General features: G+C 60.2%; 13 protein-coding genes. 4 read left to right on the forward strand and 9 right to left on the reverse strand.

The window, feature by feature from the left end; genetic code table 11:
• Positions 1 to 11: 11 nt before the first annotated feature.
• The 6 genes from PspR76_RS18650 to PspR76_RS31090 all read right to left on the reverse strand — a co-directional run bounded on the left by PspR76_RS18650 (position 12) and on the right by PspR76_RS31090 (position 5,416).
• Positions 12 to 1,292, reverse strand: a complete 1,281-nt coding sequence (locus PspR76_RS18650) for a type II and III secretion system protein family protein (RefSeq protein WP_159957611.1) — start codon at positions 1,290 to 1,292, stop codon at positions 12 to 14.
• Positions 1,289 to 3,427 carry a type III secretion system export apparatus subunit SctV gene (gene sctV, locus PspR76_RS18655; RefSeq protein WP_159957613.1) on the reverse strand — a complete coding sequence of 713 codons (2,139 nt, stop codon included), beginning with the start codon at positions 3,425 to 3,427 and terminating at the stop codon, positions 1,289 to 1,291. Before sctV ends, PspR76_RS18650 begins: the two co-directional genes overlap by 4 nt.
• Positions 3,424 to 3,759, reverse strand: a complete 336-nt coding sequence (locus PspR76_RS18660) for a tetratricopeptide repeat protein (protein WP_159957615.1) — start codon at positions 3,757 to 3,759, stop codon at positions 3,424 to 3,426. Before PspR76_RS18660 ends, sctV begins: the two co-directional genes overlap by 4 nt.
• The gene (locus PspR76_RS18665) at positions 3,759 to 4,115 is read right to left on the reverse strand and encodes a hypothetical protein (RefSeq protein WP_159957617.1); all 357 of its coding nucleotides are present in this window, start codon (positions 4,113 to 4,115) and stop codon (positions 3,759 to 3,761) included. The genes PspR76_RS18660 and PspR76_RS18665 overlap by 1 nt, the downstream gene beginning before the upstream one ends.
• A 151-nt stretch (positions 4,116 to 4,266) precedes the next feature.
• A complete protein-coding gene (locus tag PspR76_RS18670; protein ID WP_159957619.1) occupies positions 4,267 to 5,154 on the reverse strand; it encodes a SctD/MshK family protein in 888 nt (295 codons plus the stop codon).
• A gap of 100 nt (positions 5,155 to 5,254) precedes the next feature.
• Positions 5,255 to 5,416 carry a hypothetical protein gene (locus tag PspR76_RS31090; RefSeq protein WP_016969018.1) on the reverse strand — a complete coding sequence of 54 codons (162 nt, stop codon included), beginning with the start codon at positions 5,414 to 5,416 and terminating at the stop codon, positions 5,255 to 5,257.
• A gap of 601 nt (positions 5,417 to 6,017) precedes the next feature.
• Between PspR76_RS31090 and PspR76_RS18675 the strand changes: the two genes are divergently transcribed.
• Positions 6,018 to 9,233, forward strand: a complete 3,216-nt coding sequence (locus PspR76_RS18675; RefSeq protein ID WP_159957621.1) for a type III effector HrpK domain-containing protein — start codon at positions 6,018 to 6,020, stop codon at positions 9,231 to 9,233.
• 36 nt (positions 9,234 to 9,269) lie between these two features.
• On the forward strand, positions 9,270 to 9,716 hold the full coding sequence (locus tag PspR76_RS18680; RefSeq protein WP_159957623.1) for a winged helix-turn-helix domain-containing protein: 447 nt from the start codon (positions 9,270 to 9,272) through the stop codon (positions 9,714 to 9,716).
• Between the two features lie 39 nt (positions 9,717 to 9,755).
• On the opposite strand, the gene PspR76_RS18685 is transcribed toward PspR76_RS18680, so the two are convergent.
• Positions 9,756 to 10,631: a Dyp-type peroxidase gene (locus PspR76_RS18685; RefSeq protein ID WP_159957625.1), complete on the reverse strand. Its 876-nt coding sequence runs from the start codon at positions 10,629 to 10,631 to the stop codon at positions 9,756 to 9,758.
• Between the two features lie 148 nt (positions 10,632 to 10,779).
• Between PspR76_RS18685 and PspR76_RS18690 the strand changes: the two genes are divergently transcribed.
• Together PspR76_RS18690 and PspR76_RS18695 are read left to right on the forward strand one after the other, a co-directional pair.
• On the forward strand, positions 10,780 to 12,396 hold the full coding sequence (locus tag PspR76_RS18690; RefSeq protein ID WP_159957627.1) for an NADP-dependent glyceraldehyde-3-phosphate dehydrogenase: 1,617 nt from the start codon (positions 10,780 to 10,782) through the stop codon (positions 12,394 to 12,396).
• 210 nt (positions 12,397 to 12,606) lie between these two features.
• Positions 12,607 to 13,668, forward strand: a complete 1,062-nt coding sequence (locus PspR76_RS18695; protein WP_159957629.1) for an FUSC family protein — start codon at positions 12,607 to 12,609, stop codon at positions 13,666 to 13,668.
• Between the two features lie 156 nt (positions 13,669 to 13,824).
• On the opposite strand, the gene PspR76_RS18700 is transcribed toward PspR76_RS18695, so the two are convergent.
• Both PspR76_RS18700 and PspR76_RS18705 read right to left on the reverse strand, forming a co-directional pair.
• Positions 13,825 to 17,664 carry a hypothetical protein gene (locus PspR76_RS18700; RefSeq protein ID WP_159957631.1) on the reverse strand — a complete coding sequence of 1,280 codons (3,840 nt, stop codon included), beginning with the start codon at positions 17,662 to 17,664 and terminating at the stop codon, positions 13,825 to 13,827.
• A 307-nt stretch (positions 17,665 to 17,971) separates the two neighbouring features.
• Positions 17,972 to 18,724 (reverse strand): TetR/AcrR family transcriptional regulator, encoded by a 753-nt coding sequence (locus PspR76_RS18705; protein ID WP_159957633.1) that lies wholly within the window; start codon positions 18,722 to 18,724, stop codon positions 17,972 to 17,974.
• Between the last annotated feature and the right edge of the window lie 46 nt (positions 18,725 to 18,770).

Genomic DNA, 18,770 nt, shown 5'->3' on the forward strand with positions numbered 1-18,770 from the left:
AGGCCCCCTCATCAATTCATGTAGAAACCGAACGCCCCGCGGCTGCGCGGTCCGGTGGCCGCGGCAGTAGCCGGTTGTGCGTCCAACGGTGTGGCGAGACTGCGGCTGCGCACCGGCTCCACCAGGTACGGTGTAATCAGGATCACCAACTCGGTTTCGTTACGCTGGAAACGCTTGGAGCGAAACAGGTTGCCGAGGATCGGCAAGTCGCCCAGCAACGGCAGTTTTTCGATGTCCTGGCTGCTCTCACGCTGGAACAGCCCGGCGATGGCGAAGGTCTGCCCGCTGCCGACTTCAACCCGCGTATCCGCACGGCGCACGCTGAAGGACGGCACATGGAAATTGCCGAAGTCCACGGTGCCGCCGCTGACCACGCTGCTGACTTCGGGGCGCACTTGCAGGGCGATGCGGCCGTTGGGCAACAGCGTCGGGTTGAACAGCAGCGACACGCCGAACGACTTGTATTCGATGCCCACCAGATCGCGGTTGACCGGCACAGGGATCGCCACTTCGCCGCCGGCGAGGAAGCTGGCGGTCTGGCCGGTCATGGCGGTGATGTTCGGCTCGGCCAGTATCTGCAACACACCGTTGGCTTGCAGTGCGTCGAGCATGCCGTCGATATTCACATTGCCCGAGCCGGTGCCCGCCGTCGCCAGGCCGCCCGCCGTGGCAGCCGCCAGGCCACCGCCGGTAATCAGCCCGAACGAGAAGGTGCCGTTGTTGAACATCGCGTTCCAGTTCACGCCGTAGTGCAGCAACTCGGACCGCGACACTTCGGCAAAGCGCACACGCAGGTTGACCTGGGCGGCGCCGGCGTATTCGGTGGTGTTGATTGCGCTTTGGAAGCCTTGGCCCTGCGGGTTGAGCAGCGCGTTGAGGTCGGTCGCTTCGGCCACTGAACCGACAGTGCCCTTGGCGATCAGGCGGTTGCCGGCGCCGGTGATTTGCGCGCCATTGCCGGGGTGCAGTTCCTGCATTGGCGCGGTCACCGCCTGGGTGCCGCTGCTGACCGACAAGGTCAGGCTGGCGAGTTGTTTGCCGTCATTACCGAGGGCGATCAGGCTGGTATTGCCTGGCGCCTTGCCGAAGATATACAGCGTGCCGGGCGACACCACTTGCAGGTCAGCGACGTTGGGCTCGGCCACCAGCACCGACTCCACCGGCGCGACAAAATGCAAAATACGCCCTTCGCCGGACGCCAGATTGATCGAGCCCCCCGCCCCATTGGCAATTTCCTGAGCCTGACTTGCACAACTGACCAGAGCCAGCAACAACACACAAAAACGCATCATGAGGCAGACGCCAGGGTAGTGACGGAAGCCGCGGCAGGTGCGCGGCGGTTAGAGACATCGGTGAGGCTGATGGTCACCAGCGCTTGCAGGTTGTATTCGGTGGCCAGCTCGCGGAACGACAGCACCGCCAGTTCCAGCTCGCCGCGCAGTACCAGGCGACGCAGGCTGCGGCGCAATTCCGGGTGCACCAGCAATACCGCGCTGTTGACTTCGCGGGTGTTCTCACAGGCCTGGCGCAGTTGCGCGAGCAAGGCGCGGCTGACGTCTTCAGGGATCACTTCGCGCTGCGGTTCCTGGCGACGCAGGGACGCGCGCAACTGGTCTTCCAGGCCGGGCGCCAGCACCAGCGCGCCGATCACCCGGTTACGGTCGGCGTATTGATGGCTGATCTGCCGCGCCAACGCTGCGCGCAAGTGTTCGGCCAGGCGCCCGGCATCGGTCTCGCGGGCGCCCCACTCCACCATGGCTTCGAGCAAGGCGCGCTGGTTGCGGATCGATACACCTTCGCCGACCAACAGGCGCAGGGTTTCGGCAACCCGTTGCAAGGGCACCAGGCGCAAGGCCTCTTTGACCAGCTCGCCGTAGGTGGCTTCGGTGCGTTCGAGCAGCAGGCGGGTTTCCTGAATGCCGAGGAAGTCGGCGGCATAACGGCGCAGGCTGCGTTCCAGCACAGCGCGCAAGACTTCATCGGGCAGCAGGAAACCGATGCCGGCGTTGCGCAACGTCTCTTCGTGCTGGCGCTCGATCCAGTGGGCGTTGCGGCCATTGAGCGGCGAATCGGCTTGCACGGTGGCGATGTCCAGCAGTTGCACATGCACCGGATCGTCCTGCAGCAACAGGCAGTTGATCGGCAACTCGCCTTCGCTCACCGGCACGCCTTCCAGCGACACGCGGAAACCGCCCGGCGGCGCCTTGAGTTCCATGTAGATGCCCGGCACCGGCACATCCACGCCGAGATCGGTACGAATGTCGTGACACAGCGCTTCGACACGCTGGCGCAGCAACTGGCGCGGCGCGCTCTGGGACACGCCGCTGCCGATGGTCAGCAGCACGCGGGTATCGGGCAGCAGGTTGTCATCCAGCTCGGCCTGCACTTCGACCACCGGTTCCGGTGCCTCGACCAAGGCTTCAGGCTCGCCTTGGGGCTGGCGCGTATGCCGGCGATACATCACGAATGCCGCCCCACCGAAGGCGGCGGACAAGCCGAGGAATACCCAGGTCGGGAAGCCCGGCAGCAGGCTGACGCCGATCATGATCAACGCGGTCAGGCCCAGCGCGCGGTAGCTGGCGCCCAACTGTTTGATGATCTCGCTGCCCAGGTCACCGGCCTCACCGTCGCTGTTGACGCGGGTGACCACAGTGCCCGCCGCCACCGAAATCAACAGCGCCGGGATCTGTGCGATCAGGCCGTCGCCCACGGTCAGCAGCGAGTAGGTGTGCACGGCCACACCGAACGGCATGTCGCGCTCGATCATGCCGATCAGCATGCCGCCGAGCAGGTTGACCGCGAGGATGACTAAACCTGCAATGGCGTCGCCTTTGACAAACTTCATCGCGCCGTCCATCGCGCCGAACATCTGGCTTTCACGCTCCAGGCGCGAACGGCGGCGGCGCGCTTCGGCCTGGTCGATATCACCGTTGCGCAGGTCGTTGTCGATGCTCATCTGCTTGCCGGGCATGGCGTCGAGGGTGAAGCGCGCGGCCACTTCCGCCACGCGTTCGGCGCCCTTGGTGATCACCACGAACTGCGCCACAGTGATGATCAGGAACACCACCATGCCGACCACCACCTGGCCGGCGATCACGAAATCACCGAAGGCCTTGACGATATGCCCGGCGTCGCCGTGCAGCAGGATCAAGCGGGTGGTGGTGATCGACAGGGACAAGCGAAACAGGGTGCTGAGCAGGATCAGCGGTGGCAGCGCGGAGAACTCCACCGAATGGCCGATGTAGAACGCGACGATCAGAATCAGGATGCTCAGGGCAATGTTGAGGCCGATCAGCATGTCCACCAGGTAAGTGGGCAGCGGGATGATCATCATCACAATTGCCATGAGCATGAACGCGACGATGATCACGTCGGTGCGCTGCGCCGCCATGCGCGCCAGGTTGTTCAGGCGGTTGAGTGCACTCATGCGCTGGCCCTGCGTGCGGCCAGGTAGCGTTTGAAGCATTGGCGCGCTTCGTCCTTGCGCTCGCCGTACCAGAGCGCGCGGGCGCGCAGCAGCAACAGGCTGGCGGACTCACCCTCCAGCGCCACCAAGCGGTCGAGGGCACCGAGGGCGCGGGTGGCGTCGCCGCTGTCGGTAAAGGCCAGCACCAGCGAGCGCAGCAACACGGCGTCTGCGGGCGCGACACTGACGGCAATCAGCAACATCACCAGCGCACGCTGGGACTGGCCATTGCGCCGGTACAGCTCGCCAATGCCCTTGAGCAGTTGCACGGCGTCGTCGTTATCGCGGGCCATCAGGCATGTACCTCCGAGCGTTGCTGTTCGAGGGTGCGGCGCATTTCGATCTCTTCGCTGATCAGGTCGTGGGCCAGTTCCTTGATCTCGGGCTCGGCGTCGAGGCTCGGCAGGATGTGTTCCATCACGTGTTCCAACAGTTCCAGGGAGCGGGCGCTGCCGAACAGCAGCGAGTCGACGCCGGCGGCGCTGGTGAGTTCTTCGAGGTCACTGCGCAGGGAGCGGCGGGTTTGGGTCTTGCGGGTTTTCAGCACCGCTTCGAAGGCAGTGGCCTGGCGTGAGTTGACCGGGCGAACGGCTTCGACGGGGGCGCTGCGCACGTCGCTGGGGATGAGCGGGCGGGGTTCGACTTTCATGCGCGGGCCTGATCGTTCCCACGCTCTGCGTGGGAATGCAGGGTGTGACGCTCCGCGTCACCTTGCGCTGACGTCAGGACGCGGAGCGTCCGGGGCGGCATTCCCACGCAGAGCGTGGGGACGATCATCTGGGTGTGTGCCATGGCGCAGCTCATAGGGTGAAGGTGAAGCGTTCTTCGCCGCGGGCGAGGATCACTTGGTTGTTCTCGATGCGTTCCAGCACCCAGTTGTCCGCCAGGGCTGCGCCGGGGTACAGGCGTTTGCCGCTGTCGTTGATCACATAGGGGTGGGTGCCGAACCACACGGCCTGGAAGCGCACGCGCGGTCGCGCGGCGTCGGCGCGCACGGCGACGCGGGGGTTGAGGACGATCTGTTGGCCGTAACGCTGGTCGAAGGCTTGTTGCAGGGCCAGCCACTGGGGTTTTTGCGAGTGTTCGAAGCTGCCCACAGCGCTGAGCTGGCCGTTGGCGTTAGTGACCTTTATCGCCTCCAGATGGGCGGCCTGGAGTTGCTGCTCCAGCCAGGCTTTGGCGAGTTCACGGGACGGTTTTTTCAGCGCCGGAACATCTGCTGCTGTCACGGCAGTTTGAGCCATTGGCGCGTCGTTACGCACCGCCAAGGCCCCCGCACACAAAAACAATAGGACGATCGCGACAATCCAGGGGGTAAATGGGCGCCTGGCGTCCGAAGGTTTTTGCGCCCCTTCCGGTAAAGCCAGGCTCACGCCCGCCGCGCCGAGGCGCAATTGCACCGGCAGGCGCGCGCGATGGCCGCTGCCGTGGGGAATACGCACATTGCCACTGAGCAGCACATCGCCGCCCAAGGCCTCGACCGCCACCTGGTCGCCCTCAAAACGCAGGCGCAGGTGCAAGCCGGCGATGCCGGGATCGCTGAGTACCAGGTCGGCCGCAAGGTCTGCGCCGAGGGTATAGACCGGCTGGTCGAGCACCAGGGAACTGCCCTGGTGCAAACCGCCAGTCACAGTCAAGGTCGGTGCGCCAATACCGGCGACCGGGCCTAAGGAAATCAAGGCTGTCATGTTCGGGTTTGCCCCCTTGAGCATGTGCAACGGGGTCAACAATCAGGAGGTAAAAGTACTCAGGTAAACGGGCAGCGCCGGCGCCGCCCGTTTTGGCGAATCAGTTCTGCGGACGCTGTTTGGTGGCGTCGAGCTCCGCTTTTTTCGCGGTGCTGATTTCAGTGATCTTGGCCGACTTCTCGATAGCCATGTTGAAGGTCGCTTCCATCTTCGCGATAGCGTCGTCGGCGCCGCCGGCTTTTACTGGTGGGACATCAGCCATGTTCATCTCCTTGCATCGATAGGGAAGTTATTCAGTTGCGCAACAGCAAGCTGAAAGTATGCAAACCGGTGAATGCCCAAAACGTCAGACAGTGAGCCTTCGAACCGTCGTTGGTTTGCATGGCAGCCATACTACTCACGATCAAAACGCCTTCGCTGTGAAAGCTTGTGAAACGTTTCGGTTACCGGGTGTGAAAGGTTTGGCTCAACCTGGCGTTGAGAAAAACTCATGTAGTTGAGGGCGTTGAACTTTTTCCGAAAAAACCAAACATGGCCAAGCCCAATGTTTATAGGGCTTTCCTGGCCTGACCTGGAACCTTGTTGAACAGTTTGCGCCTCTGCGAGCGATCGTTCCGAGCTTATCCGGCAACTATTTTCGCGACCACTTCACATTTTTCGCTAATAGCCCTTTGCCCAACTTTGCAGATATTTCCATTTGTAACAAAAGCGACTTGATCATCGCGTTTTATAGCTCGGCGCAAGCGACCTTAATGCGCGTTAACAACTAATTTCCTGCGCCATTAGTTAGTGCAGTTGCACTAATAGCTAACACCCTGCGTGCGCAGGCCCTGATATAGGCAAGAACTTCCAGGTGATCATTTATGCCAGCGATCCCAAGTAGTCGTGACCCGGCGCAAACCCCAGGCACAGACGGCGCGCAGAAAAAATTCGAAACCGCGCTGTTCACGGCTGTCAACCAGCCGACGTTTGACCCGTCCAAGCTCCGTGGCCCTTCGATCCCCCTGCCCTATCAGAATGTGCAAGCACCGGTGAACAACACCATCACCTATACGCCGCTGGGCAACGACAAACCGGTGACGCTCAAGCAGGTCGACAACCCGCGCCTCTACCAAACACTGGTCGACCAGTACAACAGGCAACAGAACGATGCCAGCTTCGAAAAAAACCTCGCCGACAGCAAAGCCGCCGGCTACACCGAGGCCGACGCCGGCACCGTGGCGCCTGGCCTGGGCAACTACACAGCCATCGGCAGCCCGACCGAACTCGGCTCGGGGTTGATTCGCTACGAGACCGCCTCCGGTGACAAGGTGGTGGTCAGCCAGAAGGAAACGCCGCAGCTGTTCGATCAAGTCAGTGGCGATTTCACTAAGTTGTCGGCGATCAATGCGAGCGGCGCCGAAGGCTATCGCCTGGCCGGCCCCAACGAGAGCATCGACCCGGCCGCCAGCATCGGCGCGCCCGAGGAAGTCGGGCCTGGGCTGATCCGCTATCAAACCGCATCCGGTGACAAGGTGATCGTGTCCCAGGACATCACCCCGGCGCTGTACGACCAAGTTGCCAAACTGTATGCCGGGACCACCGGCGCAGCCGGCGCCTCGGACACGTCGTGGATCGACAACTCGTCGTTTGGCGTCTCCGGTGCCAAGGACTGGGACACCATCACCGGCAACACCAGCGGCACGCCCACCAAGGAAGAACTCGACCTGAACCGCCCGCGCGCCGCCGCGCAGCTGCTCTCGCAGAACTGGGACGCGTGGGGCTTGCACGGCGCACCGATCGACTTCGCCAACCCGCCCACCACCTTGCCACCCGAGGCGCAGGCGGTGCTCAAATACGTGGCCAGCAGCCCGAACCTGATGGCGGCGCTGGACAGTGGCGGGCGCGGTAAAGCCGACAATGTGATCACCCACTCCGACGTCGACCACTTTATCGATAACGCCAACAAGGACCTTGGCGCAGCGTCGAAATCCTTCGCCAGTTTCATGGGCAGCAAGCCCGGCGACCTGGCAACCGCCAACGCCAAGTCCGCCGCTATCGTGATGGCCAACGAAAGCCTGGTCGCAAGCTCCGGCACGGTGATGCGCCCCGGTGATAACCAGCGCAGTAACGACGGCATGATTCGCCCCGACAACCTTGAGGCGCTGGGCAGTGATTCGGCCTTGAGCAATGAGCTGACAGGTGCTGCGGCCATGTGGTCGAAACCCGGCATGTTCCACGCCTTGGAAACCGGTGGCGACAACCCCGCCACCGGCAAATCCGACACCATCGGCACCCGCGACAACATCGGCGCGTGGCTGGAAAAACAGGCGCCGAAAACCGACAGCGACACCCTGACCTTCCTAGACGGCGCCGCCACCCGCGATGCGGTCGCGGGCGTGGACACCTCGAAGCTGACCGCCGACATCCTGGCCAACCCACAGAACTACAGCGGCGAACAAAAAGCTGCGGTGATGGTGCAACTGACCGACGCGCAAACGCGCCTGCTGGTCAGCGATTACGTGGGCAACGACGGTTTGATGGACAAGTACACCTCGCCGAACTGGGGCCTGAACCCCAACGAAGACAAGATCAAGGCGCAGCTGCAAAGCGGCATCGAGACCCTGTCGGCCGACCCGGACGTGCAGAACTTTTTGCAGAACAATCGCGGCCCGGCGTTGAGCGATATCGTCGGCAGCGACCCGACCATGAAAGTCGCGATGCAGAACTACGTGACCGACGGCATCGAGTCGGGCAAGAACCTCAACGACAACCTCAACGCCAAGGACCAGAACGGCAAGCAGATCGACATGGGCATGGGCCTGCAGAACGCCGCCAACGACGCGACCATCGCCAACCTGGCGTTGGGCGGCAATGGCCATGTCGACCTGAGCAAAATCGCCGCCAATGCCGGGCAAAGTGACGCGATCCAGAGCTACTACAAGAACCAACTGGTCACCGGCAAAGCCTTCACCGACGCCGTGGCCGGTGGCATGGACCCGACGGTGGCGGCCAGCAGTTTCGCCGCCAGCACCGCGTCGGCCCAGGCTTTCCTGGGTGACAAGGCCACGGCGGATGACGCGGCGACCTTGCAGGTCAACTTCAACGAAAACCTCAGCGATGCCCTGCTCGGCGGCGCCACTACCGACACCCTCAACGTCACGTTGGGCGATGGCAACGGCAACTTTGACGAGGCCAAAGTCACCGCCGCGATCAACGACGCACAGCAGAAAGACCCGCAGATGTTCGTCACCTCCGATGGCGGCAAGATCGACCCGGCCCAAGTGGTGTCGATGCTGCGTTCGGTGTGGGACATCGGCCGCCAGGGCAACAAGATCGCCGACGCCCTGCCCAAGGCGATCGAAGGCATGAAGTTCGGCGATGTCAGCCCGGCGTTCAAGCAAGGCCTGCTGCACATCGGCAGCGCGGTATTGATGAGCGGCGTGCTGATGGCGCGTTCGGCCAATGGCAGCAACACGCCGGTGGCGGATGCCAACCGTGTGTCGGCAGGCCTGCAATTCGCCGGCCTGTTGCTGGAAGGCGGCACCAAGTACGCCAAGGAAGCCGGCTACGGCGTGACCTGGGTCAACCGCCCGGACGGCGGCACCATCGGTGATTTCCCCGGCAAGGTGCCGGTGGGCAAAGGCCCGCTGTCAGCCCAGCAGATCGCCGATATCGGCGCCGCCGGCAAGATCATCGGTTCGGCCGGTGGGATTATCGGCGGCGTGATCGGGATTATCGGCGGTGTCGATTCGCTGAAAAAAGGTGACTACCTCACCGGCAGTTTTTCGGTGGCCACAGGCGTGCTCGGCACGGGCGCGGCCGTCGCCGGCCTGGTTGAGGCCGGGGCCGGGTTGTATGGCGCGACTGAAATCGGCGCCGTGGCCGGCACCATCAGCGGCATTCTCGGCGGGGCTACGGCGATTCTCGGCGGTATCGGCAGCGCCTTCCTGCCGTTCGCCCTGGCGGATGCTCACGGCAAGGCGCAAGACGCGTTCTACGGCCAGCTCGCGCCAGTGCTGCAGCAATACGGTTTGACCGGTGGCCCGACCATGGATGGCGATTACCCGGCCGACCCGATCCCGGCCATCAACACCTGATTGGATTAAGCGTTCACCGCCTAAAGGTTCTACGACATGACGTATCTCACCGATGACACGGCTTCAAGCATCCACTTCGGCCCCTTCCAACTGCTGCCCCAACGTCACTTGCTGCTCAAGCACGGGCAACCCGTGGCCCTCGGCAGCCGCGCCCTGACCTTGCTGATCGCCCTCGCCTCGCGGCCGGGTGAACTGCTGGAAAAAAACCGCTTGCTCGCCATCGCCTGGCCAAAAACCGTGGTGGAAGAATGCAACCTGCGCACGCAAATCAAGACCCTGCGCCGGGCCCTGGGCGACGATGAGTCGTTCTACATCGCCACGGCGCCGGGCCAGGGCTACCGGTTTGTCGCGCCGACGTGGGTCGAGCGCGCGCCCGTGCCGGTGGTCAAAGAGCCGGTAATACTCGGCGTGTACGGCTGCCGCCATTGCCGAGGCGCCGGGATGATGCCGATGTTTGCGCAGATGGGCATGCAGAACAGCTGACCGGCTAATGTGGGAGCTGGCAAGCCAGCCCCCACAGGTTTACAGAGGCGGCGAAACAGTGATCGCACCCAAATCCAAATGCCCATCTTTCAACGGCGGGCACCAGTAATACCCGCCCGTCAACGGCGTACTGATGCGATACAACCCATCGACAATCCCATCCTCCAACCCGCTCATGCGCCGCAACTGCGCTTCAAACGCATCAAAGGAATGCCCGAACGCCAGGAACATCAACCCCGCCTGGCCGTTCTCGGCCCACGGCATGGAGCGGCGCACCACAAAGGCTTCCGGTGTGAAACTTTCCTGGGCGGTACGCTTGGTGTGGGCGGATTCCGGCGCGTCGTCCAACTCTTCGTTGTCGCCATGGCGACGGCCGATGATGTGGTCACGCTCTTGTGCAGGCAGCGCGGCAAAACCGTCGAGGTCGTGCTGCCATCGCTGGATCGCGGCAAAGCTGGCACCGCTGTCGGTCATCGCGGCGTCGACGGCGGCATCGTCGTGGGGGTTTTCGGTGCCGTCTTCGTAGTCGGTCAGGTCGAAGCCGGTCTTGTAGCGAAAGCCTTCGGTCATCTGCACCAGGCGAAACGCCGGGGCCAGGGCTTTTTCAAACGCACGGCTGCGTAACAGCAGCTCACCCCGATCCACACCATGCAGCCATACCCACAGCGCCTGCTGGGTGGACGGGTTATGCGCACCCGGCCCACTCACAGCGGGAAATGCACGCAGCCCTTCAACCTGGGCGCCGAGTGCGCTTACCAGCGGCTCACCGAAACCGACCACCGCAGCCGAATCCACCAGTTGCACCAGCGCGTCCAACGCGACGGGCACGGCTGCCAGGGACTCGACGGCAAAAAACAGATGGCGTGCCTGCAACGGCACCGGTGCGGCAAGAATGCCCGGCTGGTACTGACTCATGTGAACTCCTTCAAGAAAGCCGCGCAGTTTACTCCGACGAGCGTGGCGCACACAGCAATGTGTACAAGAAAGCGCACAAGCCTTGCCATAGAGCCGGTTGTTGGGTGACTCTCTAGTCATGTTTTGCAACTATTCCAGGGGTAGCGACATGACCACCAGTAACCTGCTCGACCAGCTGTTTCCCACTAGCGCCGCCGATATTCCCGAGCAATTTCGCCTGGCGGCACCGATTGAACAGCGTGATTACCTGGTCGATGGCCAGTTACAGGTGTGGAACGGCCCGTTGGCCCAAGTGCTGAGCCCGGTGCAAATCGGTGATGAGCGCGTGCATATCGGCAGCACACCGCTGCTGGACGCCGACACGGCCCTCACCGCCCTCGACGCCGCCGTGCGCGCCTATGACCGTGGCCAAGGCGAATGGCCGACGATGCGCGTGGCCGAACGCATCCAGCATGTGGAAGCCTTTTTGCGGCGCATGCGCGAACAGCGCGATGCTGTCGTGAAGCTGCTGATGTGGGAGATCGGCAAGAACCTCAAGGACTCGCAGAAAGAGTTCGACCGCACCTGCGACTACATCACCGACACCATCAATGCGCTCAAGGAACTCGACCGCCGCAGCAGCCGCTTTGAGCTGGAACAGGACACCCTCGGGCAAATCCGCCGCGTACCGCTGGGCGTGGCCCTGTGCATGGGGCCGTATAACTACCCGCTGAACGAGACCTTCACCACGCTGATCCCGGCGCTGATCATGGGCAACACTGTGGTGTTCAAGCCTGCCAAACTCGGTGTGCTGTTGATTCGCCCATTGCTCGAAGCGTTCCGCGACAGCTTCCCGGCCGGGGTTATCAACGTGATCTACGGCAGCGGTCGCGAAACCGTCAGCGCGTTGATGGCCAGCGGCAAGATCGATATTTTCGCGTTTATCGGCACCAACAAGGCCGCCAGTGATTTGAAAAAGCTGCATCCCAAACCACACCGCTTGCGCGCAGCATTAGGGCTGGATGCGAAAAACCCCGGCATCGTGCTGCCCGAGGTGGACCTGGACAATGCGGTCAACGAAGCCGTCACCGGCTCGCTGTCGTTCAATGGCCAGCGCTGCACCGCGTTGAAAATCCTGTTTGTGCATGAAGATGTGGTCGACAGCTTTATCGAGAAATTCAACACCAAACTGGCCACACTGAAACCCGGCATGCCATGGGAAGACGGCGTCTCACTGACGCCGCTGCCGGAAGTCGGCAAGGTCGATTACCTCAACGCGTTGGTGGCCGATGCGGCGCAGCATGGCGCCCGGGTGGTGAATGCGAATGGCGCCACCAGCCGTGGTTCGTTCTTCTACCCGGCGGTGCTGTACCCGGTGAACCCGCAGATGCGCGTGTACCACGAGGAACAGTTCGGCCCGGTGGTGCCGATCGTGCCGTACCGTGACCTGGAGACCGTGATCGACTACGTGCTGGATTCGGATTTCGGCCAGCAACTGAGTATCTTCGGCACCAACGCCGTGGAGGTCGGGCGCCTCGTGGATGTATTTGCCAACCAGGTCGGCCGCATCAATATCAACGCCCAGTGCCAGCGCGGCCCGGACACCTTCCCCTTCAACGGGCGCAAGAACTCGGCCGAAGGCACGCTGTCGGTACATGACGCGTTGCGCGTGTTCTCGATCCGCACGTTGGTGGCGACCAAGTTCCAGGAGAGTAACAAGGCACTGGTCAGCGATATCCTGCGCAATCGCGATTCAAGCTTTTTGACCACTGACTATATTTTCTAAGAACACTCGGTTCCTGGATGAAAGCAGTCTTGTGTAGGAGCTGGCTTGTGTGGGAGCTGGCTTGCCTGCGATGCGAGCACCACGGTCTCTGAATCAGACCGCAGTGATGCTATCGCAGGCAAGCCAGCTCCCACACCAAGCTCCCACACCAGCCCGCTCCCACAATTTAAATCGAGTTTTGCCCTGACTACCGAGGCCATTTTACTACCGATGAACCTGCCCTTCTTCGCCCGGCGCCTGCTGCGCCCATTGCTCGACCCGTACCGCCGCTATCGCCACGCCAAGCTGATCCACGCGGTACGCGTGTCCATCGGCCTGCTGGCGACGATCCTGCTGACCACCGGCATCAACCTGCCCCACGGTGAGTGGGCCTCGGTGACCATGCTGATCGTGATCGGCGGCTTGCAACACCACGGCAATATCGGCAAAAAAGCCGTGGAGCGCGCCTACGGCACGTTGATCGGCGCCAGCGTCGGTTTGCTGCTGGTGGTGCAGCAAGCGTATTTCGGCCAGCCGTTGTTGACTTATCTATTGATGTCAGTGGTATGCGGGTTCTTCTCTTATCACGCCATCGGCAAGGGCGGTTACATCGCGCTGCTGTCGGCGATCACGGTGTTTATCGTCGCCGGTCACGGCGACAACCCGATCTCGGATGGCTTGTGGCGCACCGTCGATATCCTCATCGGCATCGTCCTGGCCCTGGCGTTCTCTTTTGCCCTGCCGCTGTATGCGGTGTATTCGTGGCGCTACAACCTGGCCAGCGCGCTGCGCGACTGCGCCGCGATTTACAGCCGGATCATCAACGGCCATTCGGTCACCGACGACGAACACTTCAAACTGCTCAACCGCTTGAACGCGGCAATGCTGCAACTGCGTTCGTTGATGCCATCGGTGTCCAAGGAAGTGCGCATTTCCATGACCGAGCTGGATGCGATCCAACGGCACTTGCGCATGTGCATCAGCACCCTGGAGATTCTCGGCAATACGCGCCCCGACCCTCGGGACGAGCAGGCCATGGCGCGGATGCAGGTGATGTTGAAGGCCGAGCATCGACAGATTCGCGTGCAACTGGTGGGGATGGCACGGGCGTTGAAATCAGGGTTTACCGAGCGGTTGGAACGGCCTGCTGCAAATGCGATGGATGAAGCCGTGCTGGACGCGCCGGTGCAGAGTGCGCTGGATGGGTATCGGTTGTTGACGTTGCAGCTGGCGGGGAATGTGGATGGGATGCGTCAGCGGCTGGCGAAGACGGCGAGGCATTGGAAGATTTAATTCAGTAAAAAGAGGGACACTCTACCTACAGTTAAGTAGAGCTGTCCCGTTTTACTCACTAACAGTACTAACCTTAAGCCCTCAAACTACCGCAAGGGTTAAATGTGAATACAGCGCGGACGTGCTGCGCACATCCGCTCCGTTATTTTTTACGCACTATTTAATCACCTTCCCATTGATCTTCGTCAAGGTCCAAGCGCCAAAGAGCTGTTCCCAAAAATTGGCTAGATATATACCTTCGTTCTGCCAATGGTAAAAATAAGCTCGGTAGTCGTAAATGCCTAGCCAAAAATGCTGACCTACCGGCAATTTTCTTCCGTACACATTTTGCAGATCCGCGATCCCGTCGAAGCCTACCGGCCTTGCATTGGCGTATATCCAGCCTTTGTGGGGTTCAAAGTTTGCTGCCGTGTAGTTCATCAACAAGCTGTATACATTAGTGACTGTAACGGGGTACGACATCTTATTGCCTATCTTGTCTTCTACAGTGATAACCGTAGACCCCCAACCCGTGCCGATCACTAGACCATGTTGGTTCACTGTTGCAACAGTCGTGTTTGCGGACGAATAGATGAACCCGCCTGCACCACCGGTAGCAAACCGCGTGACATAATTACCGGTCGACTCCCTTCCGGTTCTTGCCCACTGGGGTACTTTGATGGAAATCCCACTCAATAGCACTGGACTTTGATCGAACTTCAACTGTCCTGACGCCGTATAGGCTGTCGTTCTGAAAAGCTGCCCGCCCTCTATTTTGGCGCTACCGTCCAACGTCACTACAACCTCCACCAACACGGAACTGTTGACGGCCAACCCCTCCAGCCAGGATCTTAACACCGGTATTTTTACCAGCCCGTTCGTGACTTCAATATCGTTGATCTCGTAAGCTTCCAATACGTTCAATTGCGCAACCCCCGTACTGCGCAGGGTTATCCAGACCCGTTGTTTAGCAAAACTCAACAGCCAACTCGCTAGCGTTAATGTGGCATTACCTACGAAGGTTGCCAGGTTTAGCACGCCCTTATCAGCAATCCCATTAATGATTGCCTGCGGGAAATGCTCTGCGGGAATAGGGCTAACCGTGACAATCTGGGTGTCTGACCAGACAACTTTGCTTCCCGTTGTCACCTTGTAGCGCAAGGTGAGCGTTTTACCCACACACTGGGCGATAAATCGCGGCGTCAAGGCGAAGGTTACTCGCCCGCCGCTCAGCCCTTTCAGTGCAGTGAAAGCGAAGGTACCGTCCGATAGCATCATTTCGAGGGTGATGTCCTGCGCCGTCGTCATACCGGAGTACGCCACCAGCACATTGGTCCCTTGCTTATAGCCCAGGCCTGAGACATTCAGCGTCGGCCCTGTATTGGCGTCGAAGGCCGGGGCCGGCAGGGTCGACGGAACAGCCTGGACATGATACTCACACTTGGCAAACGGCACCTGCGTCTCCGCCTCGTCCCGTTGCGCAAAACTGACGCCGAAAATAAGGCTCAAGATCGAGTCAGGCTTGAGGTTGCGCAGTTGCTCCACCGGCCCAAGTACGTTCACCCCGTTGGCAACTTCTTCCTCGGTGACCTTTTCAGCAGAGTAGATGACCTCATCAAGTGCCGAGCCATCGTTCAACGTGCCTTTGACCCTCAAAAACATCCGTTGGCCTTTTTGAATCATAATCCACTTGGGCACGTGAATCTTCGCTTCACTCCCCAGTGCCAGCAACGGAAATACACCGTTCTCAATCTTGTTGAGCGTCGGCGCCGGCAGCGCAGTCACGAGCAGCAACTTGATCTTCAATGGTTTGGATCGGTACGTGATTTGCCCGCGGGTAAAACGGTAATCCACGGTTATAGAGTTGCCTCTTTCACGAATGGCCAACGCAATGATGTCGGGTGGAATAACGGCTTTGACTTTTCCCCCAGAGTCGCCTTTAACGGTCACCTCAGTGATGCTGATGCCAAACTCCCCCGCCCACCGGAAAACAACCTCGTCAGTGGGGCGCAGATTGGTGATATCCCCCTCTAGGGTGGCGCCATTCAATACGTTTTTGGGGTGAAGTTGATCCTGCAAGACCTTATCGGCCTCCAACACCCTGGGCAGCGAAAGCTCCACCAGTGGGCCGACGGTGAGGTTAAGCAATTCGGAACGCACGTACGTTTTAGGCGTCGTCGCTGTGCCCACCTTTTGCACGCTGTAACTGCAACGGATCGAGCCGTCGAGATTCAGGCGCATGACCGACGGGCTTGCCTCGATCCACAGTTGCGTCAAAAGCGGCCCTTCGGTCGACGCATCGATAAGGAAGCTGCCGCTGTCCGACGCTTCGGGGTCCACCCCGACTATGTTCCAGAAGATTCTGCAGCCAACGGTCGCACCGGTGAAGGGAAACGACATCTGTATGACAGAGCGTTTTACGTCTTTAGGATCGAGGTTGCCGTTAACGTTGTATTTGACGATCGGCGCAGGCGCATCAATCACGCGAACACCAATCTCAGCCGTCACCACCTCGGATTGACGGATGGACGACGCGAGGCCCTTGCCGTTATTGACGCGGTAAAAAATAGAGAACGGGCCTTTATTTTCAAACTGTTTGAGATCTTGCTTGAGCACGTCGCGCACGCCGCCTTGTTCACCGGCCAGTCGCGAATCCGTATAGATCACACTACTACCGCCTTCTTTTACCAGCTGGAGCACCAGGTCTTCTCGCCACATGCGATTCCACGGCTCATAATTGGGGATTGTCGCTGCCGCGTCCGTATCCAAGGGCATCAACGTACCTTCCATCGGGGAGACCAGCGGTGCCGGCATCTTGGTCGCCGTACCTACGACAAAGATCTGGGCGTAGCTCGAAGACCCTAACTGCTTACCACTGGCGTTGTGCACCTCCACCCATGCCAGGATTTCCCCGCGTTTCTGCCCGCCTGCCGCTTTAGCAATAATGTCGTTGGGGACATTGATATTTTCCCCCTTCAGATTTCTGTCGGGAACACCCTTCAAGCGCACTGTTTCTACCGGTGTGTAGTCATCCTTCTTAATGGTAAGGACGACCGTGATCGTATGGCGTGGGTTGGGCACTGGCTTATAGGAACGTACATAAGTCGTCAGCACGAATACGGAGTTGTGTTGAGTATCAAAATCGACTTGGCTGGTCGGCTCCATATCCACGTTGAGGACTGGCGGGTCGTACAGATCTTTATTTGTTTGCACGCGTACCTTGTAGGGTTTGGAATACGTGTAATTCCCCCCTGGCTGATTCCCGACCACATCGTGAACCGTAAACCCGACGCCAATGGTTCCATCCTGGATGGCGTCCGCGATAGTCTTGGCAGGGACTTGAATCCGAATCGGTCCAGCGCGGGCGACGTCTTCGGGGCTTACCGTGTAATAGAACTCCTCCCCCCCCCAATTGATGGTGAGCCTGTCGTTCTTTCGGCAGTTCGGATATTTTTCAATCAGAGACCACACTTCGCCAGCGACGATGTCTTTATCGATAATGGTGTCTTCTGGCAGGCCTTCCAGCGACAGCTTCAACTCGCTATGCCAGGCTTCCCAAAACTTCAGATCGTTCCCGCCGGGCAGCGTCTGCTTGATCAACACCAAGATAGTGTTCGTGCGGCTCTCCTGCCCATTGGAGCGAAAAACCCGGATAAAGATCGGGACTTCGCCCTCCGGTAAATCCGCCTTTTTGACCGTCAAAAAGTATTCACTTTTAACTTCTCGAACGTAATCAAAGGCTTTTGGGTCTTTCTGGTCCTTGATAAGAACTTCGAAGTAGTCGCCCACGGTGAGTCCAAACCAAGCCACTACCCTGATATAGAGCAGACCCTCCTGCATGCTTCCGTGGCCGACGCCCCAGAGGGCATCTTCTCGATAGAGGGGTTTGCGAGGAAAGTCGGGTTCTTCAGGACCATCGGGATCATCAGGGTCAATCGGCTTTCTCAGTTGAATCTGAGCAGGCGACGAAGGCGTGGGTGTAAGTAAGTCATAGGGCGGAGTAGGAACAGTGGACATGACCATCACATTGCAGGGATAAGCCGCGCAAGAATGGCGCGACGGGCAAGGGAAATAAGGCTCCTGGAGGCGCAGCCCAATCTACTGTCAGAATTGACAGTGGCGACGAGCGGTAGGTGCGTGGGATTAATCTGGCAGCCAATGCGGTGAGCAGGACTTTCTTCTCGCCGCGTTTTTTCTTACATATTTTTCACGATTTATTCACATCCACAGACGTAGGGTGAAGCCTCATCCGTTACAAACGTTGCACATCAAGCCCGCCGCCCCAGCGGGCTTTTTTTTGCCTGGATTTTTTAAGGGAAGGAGCTTAACGCGCGGCCTTGATGGCAGGCGCCGCCGCTTGCTCTCGAATGGCGCGCTGGGTATCCAGCACCTTGGCCAACGCTGTTTCTGCTTCCGGGCTTTGCTGCGGCACGCGAATCGCGGCCGATACCAACGTGATCAGCTTGGCCATCACCTCGGCGTCCGTGGCCGGGCGGCCCAGGCTCATGGAGTTCATCAGCAGGCGCAGTTCAGTGCCGGCCATTACCCCGGAAATCGCCTTGAGCGCAAATTGCAGGCGTACGCCCAACTCATTGCGTGGCAAGTCCGGCAAGGCCAGGGCGAAGGCTTCGAAAAAACGCTGGAACACCGGCTGGTAATGCACCTTGAGGTATTCCTGGATAAACGGCGAGGTGTCGCTGTAGACCCGGCCGAGGAAACGAATGAATGAGCGCCCTTCGCCGCTGGCCGGGTCACTGCGCTCCAGGCCCATGGCCGGGGCAAACAGCACGCCAAGCAAAGTGTCGCAGTCCAGCGGCCCGTCGGCTTCGGCTTCACAGCGCGCGAGCAATTCCAGGCGTTGCTCGTTGAGCGGCTCCAGGCGCTGCATCAGCAGGGTTTTCATCAGGGAGTCCTTGTCCCCGAAGTGGTAGTTCACGGCGGCCAGGTTCACCTGGGCACGCTCGGTAATCTGCCGGAGCAGAACGGCGTCGTAGCCGTACTTGATGAAGAGAGCCTCTGTCGCATCCAGCAATCGAGTCTTGGTAACGTTTGGAGCGCTGAGTTTCTTCGCGACCATAGGAGTTCCACGGGGGAAATATTGTTTTAAAAAATAATTTGATTTT

The sequence above is a fragment of the Pseudomonas sp. R76 genome, assembly GCF_009834565.1.
In the GTDB taxonomy this organism is placed as follows: domain Bacteria; phylum Pseudomonadota; class Gammaproteobacteria; order Pseudomonadales; family Pseudomonadaceae; genus Aquipseudomonas.

Excerpts from the sequence above, each read along its gene's own strand:
- sctV (WP_159957613.1), bottom strand. The coding sequence starts at position 3,427 with ATGAGTGCACTCAACCGCCTGAACAACCTGGCGCGCATGGCGGCGCAG.
- PspR76_RS18695 (WP_159957629.1), top strand. The coding sequence starts at position 12,607 with ATGAACCTGCCCTTCTTCGCCCGGCGCCTGCTGCGCCCATTGCTCGAC.
- PspR76_RS18670 (WP_159957619.1), bottom strand. The coding sequence starts at position 5,154 with ATGACAGCCTTGATTTCCTTAGGCCCGGTCGCCGGTATTGGCGCACCG.
- PspR76_RS18700 (WP_159957631.1), bottom strand. The coding sequence starts at position 17,664 with ATGTCCACTGTTCCTACTCCGCCCTATGACTTACTTACACCCACGCCT.
- PspR76_RS18680 (WP_159957623.1), top strand. The coding sequence starts at position 9,270 with ATGACGTATCTCACCGATGACACGGCTTCAAGCATCCACTTCGGCCCC.
- PspR76_RS18650 (WP_159957611.1), bottom strand. The coding sequence starts at position 1,292 with ATGATGCGTTTTTGTGTGTTGTTGCTGGCTCTGGTCAGTTGTGCAAGT.
- PspR76_RS18705 (WP_159957633.1), bottom strand. The coding sequence starts at position 18,724 with ATGGTCGCGAAGAAACTCAGCGCTCCAAACGTTACCAAGACTCGATTG.
- PspR76_RS18665 (WP_159957617.1), bottom strand. The coding sequence starts at position 4,115 with ATGAAAGTCGAACCCCGCCCGCTCATCCCCAGCGACGTGCGCAGCGCC.
- PspR76_RS18660 (WP_159957615.1), bottom strand. The coding sequence starts at position 3,759 with ATGGCCCGCGATAACGACGACGCCGTGCAACTGCTCAAGGGCATTGGC.
- PspR76_RS18690 (WP_159957627.1), top strand. The coding sequence starts at position 10,780 with ATGACCACCAGTAACCTGCTCGACCAGCTGTTTCCCACTAGCGCCGCC.
- PspR76_RS31090 (WP_016969018.1), bottom strand. The coding sequence starts at position 5,416 with ATGGCTGATGTCCCACCAGTAAAAGCCGGCGGCGCCGACGACGCTATC.
- PspR76_RS18685 (WP_159957625.1), bottom strand. The coding sequence starts at position 10,631 with ATGAGTCAGTACCAGCCGGGCATTCTTGCCGCACCGGTGCCGTTGCAG.
- PspR76_RS18675 (WP_159957621.1), top strand. The coding sequence starts at position 6,018 with ATGCCAGCGATCCCAAGTAGTCGTGACCCGGCGCAAACCCCAGGCACA.